General features: G+C 73.5%; 4 protein-coding genes and 1 pseudogene. All 5 read left to right on the top strand.

What is annotated here, in order from left to right:
* Positions 1–49 precede the first annotated feature (49 nt).
* Positions 50–2,314, top strand: coding sequence for a penicillin acylase family protein (locus BZY54_RS06750; RefSeq protein ID WP_086723627.1), 2,265 nt, complete (start codon positions 50–52; stop codon positions 2,312–2,314).
* Complete coding sequence (locus BZY54_RS06745) at positions 2,314–2,952, top strand: GNAT family N-acetyltransferase (protein ID WP_086723624.1); 639 nt, start codon at positions 2,314–2,316, stop codon at positions 2,950–2,952. Before BZY54_RS06750 ends, BZY54_RS06745 begins: the two co-directional genes overlap by 1 nt.
* Before the next feature lie 63 nt (positions 2,953–3,015).
* Complete coding sequence (locus BZY54_RS06740; protein ID WP_244217007.1) at positions 3,016–4,935, top strand: copper resistance CopC/CopD family protein; 1,920 nt, start codon at positions 3,016–3,018, stop codon at positions 4,933–4,935.
* 216 nt (positions 4,936–5,151) lie between these two features.
* Positions 5,152–5,442: a hypothetical protein gene (locus BZY54_RS06735; protein ID WP_244217006.1), complete on the top strand. Its 291-nt coding sequence runs from the start codon at positions 5,152–5,154 to the stop codon at positions 5,440–5,442.
* 246 nt (positions 5,443–5,688) lie between these two features.
* Positions 5,689–6,180: pseudogene (locus BZY54_RS52120) on the top strand (DUF2637 domain-containing protein); the annotation flags it as partial.

The raw sequence follows: 6,180 nt of genomic DNA, 5'->3' as shown, positions 1-6,180 counted from the left end.
GGGCGGGGAGGGAACGACGACCGCCGAGGTCCACCGCGACGACTGGGGCATCCCGCACCTGCGTGCCGGCAGCCCCCGCGCGCTCGCCCGTGCCCAGGGCCGGGTCACGGCCCTCGACCGCGCCTGGCAGGTGGAGGTCGAGCGGCACCGGACACAGGGCACCTCTGCCTCCTTCCTCGGCGCCACCGCCCTAGCCTGGGACCTTTTCGCCCGGCGCGCCCGCCTCGCCGACACCGCCGGACGCTGTTTCGCGGCGCTGGAGCGGCAGGACCCCGAGACGGCCGACTGGGTGCGGGCGTACACCGACGGCGTCAACGACGGTCTCGCCGAGGGCGCCCGGCGCGCCCCCGAGTTCGCGAGGACCGGCCTCGCGCCCGGCCGCTGGGAACCCTGGCACCCCCTCGGCGTCTGGCTCGGCGCACACATTCTCTTCGCCGGCTTCCCGGCCAAGCTGTGGCGCGAGCACGTCGTATGCCATCTCGGGCCGGGCGCCGTGGACCTGTTCGCCACCGACGGCCCCGTGACCTCCGGCAGCAACGGCTGGCTGGTGAGCGGCGAGCGTACGGTCACCGGGCAGGCGCTGCTCGCCGGCGACCCGCACCGCTTCGTCGAGGACCCCGGTGTCTACCAGCAGATACGCCTGGCCTGCCCGGAGTTCGACGTGGTCGGCCTCGCCGTCCCGGGCGTCCCGGGGATCGCGCACTTCGGCCACACCGGCACGGTCGCCTGGGCGATCACCAACGCCATGGCCGACTACCAGGACCTCTACCGGGAACGTCTGCGGCGGACGGGCGCCGGGATCGAGGCGCTCGGCCCCGACGGCACCTGGCACCGCGCCGCCCGCCACACGGAGACCGTCGAGATCGCGGGCGAGGCCCCGATCGAGGTGGAGATCATCGAGACCGACCGCGGCCCCGTGATCGCGGGCGGCCCGGAGGGCTTGGACGGCGTGGACGGCCTGGACGGCCTGCGGGGATCGGACGCGCCTCGGAGGCTGGACGGCCTGGAGGGCCTGGAGGGCCAGGTCGCGCTGGAGGACCTGGAGGATCTGGAGGCCCCTGAGGAGCCGGAAGGCAGACAGAGGCTGGACGACCCGCAGGGGATGGACGGTCGGCGGGGACCCGATGGCCCACGGTGGTCGGACGGCCCCCCGGTCCCGGGCGATCCGCTCGCGCCTCCCGTCGCGCTGAGTCTCCGCTATCCGCCCCGCGTGAGCGGTGACCTCGGGTTCGGTGCGCTGTTGCGGCTCCTGCGCGCCCGCCGGGTCGGGGACGTCGACCGGGCCTTCGACGCCTGGGCCGAGCCGGTCAACGTCGTTCTGGCCGCCGACACCGAGGGCGGAGTGCTGCACCGGGTCGCGGGCCGGGTGCCGCTGCGCGCCCGGGACAACCGCCTGCGCCTGGTTCCCGCCTGGGAGGCCGGGCACGCCTGGCAGGGCTGGCACGAGCCGCCCCGCGCCGGACTGACCGACGGTGTCGCCGTGATGGCGAACCAGCGCGGCCCCGCCGCCCCGCTCGGCGTCGAGTTCGCGCCGCCGCACCGCGCCGACCGCATCCACGCCCGGCTCGCCGAGCGGGCCCTGTGGTCCGCCGACGACATGCCGGCGATCCACACGGACACCCACCTCGCCTCCGCCGCACCGCTCCTGGACCACCTTGCGGCCCTGGACCGCCTGACGCCCGCCGCGGCCCGTCTGCGGGACCGCCTCCTGCGCTGGGACCGCCACATGGACGCGAACAGCGAGGACGCCGGGGCGTACGCGGCGGTGCGCACGGCCGTCGTACGCCGCCTGGCCGCCCACCCCGTGTTCGCCGCGCTCGCCGAACCACCCGCCTACCCCGAGGTGTTCCTCCCCTGGCTGGCCCTCGTCCCGCGCATCGGTCACGCCCTGGAGAACCTCCTGAGGGCCGAGGACCTGTACGGCATCGACCGCTCCGCGATCGTGCGCGCGGCCGTGGAGGAGGTGGCGATCCGGCCCACCACGACGTGGGGGGAGCGGCACCGTCTCGCCGCCTGGCGGGCACTCGAGGGCGCCGGGTCGCGGTACGACGAGCCCGGACTGGCGGGCGACCACGACTGCGTGCTGTGCACCTCGGCCGTGCCGGGGCTGACCGACCGCGCCGCGCGCGGACCGGTGGCCCGTTACGTCTGGGACCTCGCCCACCGGGAGAACAGCCGCTGGGTGGTGCCGTTCGGCGCCGACGGCGTCCCCGACGCGCCCCACCACCACGACCAGCTCCCCCTGTGGACCGCCGGAGACCTCGTCCCGGTCGTCACCGACTGGGCCCGCCTGACGAAGGAGACCGACATCTGATGCCCGAGCCGTACGCCCCCGAGCGCGAACCCGTCCACGAGCAGGTCGTCGACGGATTCGGCACCGTACGCGTCCAGCCCCTGCACCCGTACGCCGACGCCGCGACGGTCCACCGCTGGGTGAGCGAGGAACGCGCCGCCTTCTGGGGCATGACCGGCCTGACGGAACGGCAGGTCGCCGAGGTCTACGCCCACATGGACACCCTCGGCACCCACCACGCCTTCCTGGTGGTTAAGGACGGCACCCCGGCCGCTCTGCTCCAGACGTACGAGCCGGAGGCCGACCGCGTGAGCGAGTGCTATCCGGTGCGCCCCGGCGACATCGGCGTCCACCTGCTGCTCGCGCCTGCCGGTCCGGACGGCCGTCGCCCCGGCTGGACGGCGGCCCTGCTGCACGCCGTTCTGACCCACCTCCTGCTGGGCCTGGACCGCAGGCGGGTCGTGGTGGACCCCGACGTGCGCAACGACAAGGCCATCGCCCGCTTCCTCCGGCAGGGGTTCGAACGCGGGCCGGTCGTCGTCCTGCCGGAGATCGACCTGCCCGACGTGTACCTGCCCGAGAAGCACGCCCAACTCGCCTTCCTCTCCCGTGAGACGGTCTTTCCCGACCCAGCTGGGAAAACCGTCACCGACCGGTGAGTGATGTGCCGTCGGGGTGCGTACGTATCGGGAGGCCGGCAAGTCCCGAGACGGAGAAGTGACGTGACCCGACGGCTGGCGCTGCTCGGCGCCGTACTGCTCCTGCTCGTCCTCGGCGGTGCGGGCCCGGCGTCCGCCCACGCCGTCCTGCGCTCCAGCGACCCCGCCGACGGAACCGTCCTCAAGTCCGCGCCGGACTCCGTGACGTTGGCCTTCTCCGAGTCCGTCGGGCTGCTCGACGACTCCTTCCGCCTGTTCGACCCGGCGGGCAGACGGGTGCACACGGGCGAGGCCCGGCACGCGCCCGACCACCCGGACACGGCCGAGGTCGCGTTCCCGGCCGGGCTGGGCCAGGGCACGTTCACCGTGGCGTGGCGAGTGGTGTCGGCGGACAGCCACCCGGTCTCCGGCGCCTTCACCTTCTCCGTGGGGAAACCGTCCCCGACCTCGGCCGCGATCGGCACGGGCCGGAACGAGAACCCGGTGACCGGCGGTCTCCACGAGCTCGCCCGCTACGCCGCCTACGGTGCCGCCGCCCTGCTCATCGGCACGGCGGCCTTCGTGCTGCTGTGCCGCCCGCCGGACCCGGGTCCGCTGCGCCGGCCGCTGGCGGCGGGCTGGTGGACGCTGCTCGGGTCCACCGTCGTCCTGCTGGTGCTGCGGGCACCGTACGAGACGGGCGCAGGCCCGGCGTCGGCACTCGACGTCCCGGCCCTGACCCACACCCTGACCACCCGACCGGGCCTGGTGCTGCTGGCCCGCCTGGCCCTGCTCGCACCGACGGCCGCCTTCCTCGTACGGCTGTACCGGCGCGGGGCGGGGCAGGCCGCGCTCACGACGCTGGCCATGGGCACTGCCCTGGCTCTCGCCCTGGCCCTGACCTGGGCCGCGTCCGATCACGCCTCGGCCGGCATCCAGGTCCCCCTGGCGATGACGTCCTCGGTGCTGCACCTGCTGGCGATGGCCGTGTGGCTCGGCGGCCTGATGGCCCTTCTGACGACCCTCCAGGGTGCGACGGCGGACCCTCGGGGCACTGGCGACGGCTCCGGACCGAGCGCGACGGTGGCCCGGTTCTCCCGTGTCGCGTTCCTCGCCGTCACCGTCCTGGTGGTCACCGGCCTCTACCAGTCCTGGCGCGGCCTCGGCTCCTGGGCCGCGCTGACCGACACGACGTACGGACGGCTGTTGCTGGTCAAACTGGCCGCCGTCGCACTGCTGCTGGCCGCGGCGGGGCGTTCGCGCCGCTGGACCGCGCGGCTGGTGACGGCGGAGAGGGCGGAGAAGGCGGGGAGGACGCGGGGGGCCGGGAGGACGGCGGTGCGGGAAGAGGCGTCGCAGCCGACGGCCCTGGAGCGCACCCCGGAGCAGGTCGGCGGCCTGTCGCTCCCCACGGCCCGGGAACCCGTGCCACCGTCAGCCCCGCCCTCCGCTCGACCCTCCGATTCCCCCGGCCCGTCATCGGACTCGTCATCCGACCCCTCGTCCGCGTCGGGCGGCTGCCGTCGCGCGCTGCGTCGCTCCGTACTCGCCGAGGCCGCCGTGGCCATCGCGGTCCTGGTGGTCAGTACGGTGCTGAGCGGCACGCTGCCGGGCCGCGCCGCCGCCGAGGCGGCCGGAACCGCACCCGCCGCCGGGATCCCGGGCGCCGCCGTCACCACGATCCCGTTCGACACCGGCACCCCCGGCGGTCGCGGCACGGTGCAGATCACTTGGGAACCGGGGCGCGTGGGCCAGAACGCGGTGGAGGCGGTGGTGTTCGGCCCGGACGGTGGCCTGTCCACCGTCCCCGAGCTGCGTCTGTCGTTGTCCCTGCAGGCCCGGGAGATCGGCCCGATCGACGCCCGGCTCACCGACAGGGGTGGCTACTGGGGCACCGACTCCCTCAACCTCCCGATCCCCGGCACCTGGACCGCGAAGGCGACGGTGCGCGTGTCGGAGCTGGACCAGGTGAGCGCGTCGCGGGAGGTGCGGATCCTGCGCTAGCCGGTTGGCCCGACCGGGGCTCTCTTCCACCCGTCCCGTAACTTCGCGTATTCCATTGCGTTGGAGCCGATATCGCGAAATTGCCTTACCGTGCCACGGGCGTGCGCCTCTTCGGCCGGACGGATGAACCATCCGATCGCACATGTAGGTCTAATCAGGGAATTCCTTCACCCGTTTGCCGCGCATCCGGGGAAGTCGGGTGGCGTTAGTTGGGATATGACTAAGGCAACCAGGGAAGGGTACTTCGGTCTGTTCGCGGGTCGGGAGCGACAGATCGCGAGTGCCGGACACGGGGTGGCGCTGGGGCCCTACAGCTATCTGCCCGCTCCCGTGCACGCGCCGGGCAGCGTCAACGGGACCCTGACCAGGGGGGATCTCCCGGTCGCGCTCGAGGAGACCGAACCGTTGCTGCGGGATTTCCTGGACGCGATGAGCGCGCTGGAAGCCGACCTCGCCCGCCGGTGGGTGGGCTCGGAAGGCCGGTCCGCCGTACCGCGACCGGAATAGCCGGGTCGCTTCATGTATGACGAACGTATCGACCGACGTCCCGGATATTCCACCGATTATCCCTATGCGGATCACCCCGATGCGGATCACCCGTACGTGAGTCAACCGTACGCGGATCAACCGTACGCGGATCAGCCGCATACCGACCGTCCGCACGCTGAATACCCGTATACCGGCGGATTCGACGGAACCGGACGCGGCACCGGCCGGCACCGGGCGCCGACGCAGTTCTTCTCGGGGCCCCTGGTGCCGCCGGACTCGGCGTGGGACCCCGCCGAGGAACTGGCCTTCATGCTCCAGGACGCGATGGAGGGGCAGCAGTGGCCGAGGATTCCCCCGGCCCGGGACGAGCCGCAGACGGTCCGCGCCGAGACACAGTTCGACGAGCCGCCAACGGCGGACACGTCGGACACCCCACCCTCCGCCCCTGCTCAACCCGCTTCACCCACTCCGCCCGCGTCGCGGACCGGGAAGACCCCCCTGGAGAACCTGCAGGAGATCACGGCCGCACTGCCTCCGCTGAGGGACGTCTCCCGAAGCCACCGAAAGGTCCGTGAACGCAGGCGCCCGAACGTGCTGCGCACGGCCAGCCATCTCATCGCCGCGCTGGCCGCGGTGATCGCCTCCTCGGTGAGTTTCTTCGGCGGAGTGGTCGCCTACGATCCGCTGCGCGTCGTCGCGATGCCCCGCATGCACGACGGCATCGCGTCCTGGTGGCCCCTGCTGGTGTACGGCCCG

It is taken from the genome of Streptomyces carpinensis (assembly GCF_002154505.1).
In the GTDB taxonomy this organism is placed as follows: Bacteria; Actinomycetota; Actinomycetes; order Streptomycetales; family Streptomycetaceae; genus Streptomyces; species Streptomyces carpinensis.
Note: the sequence above shows the minus strand (reverse complement) of the source record. Positions and strands in the feature narration are given on the sequence as shown.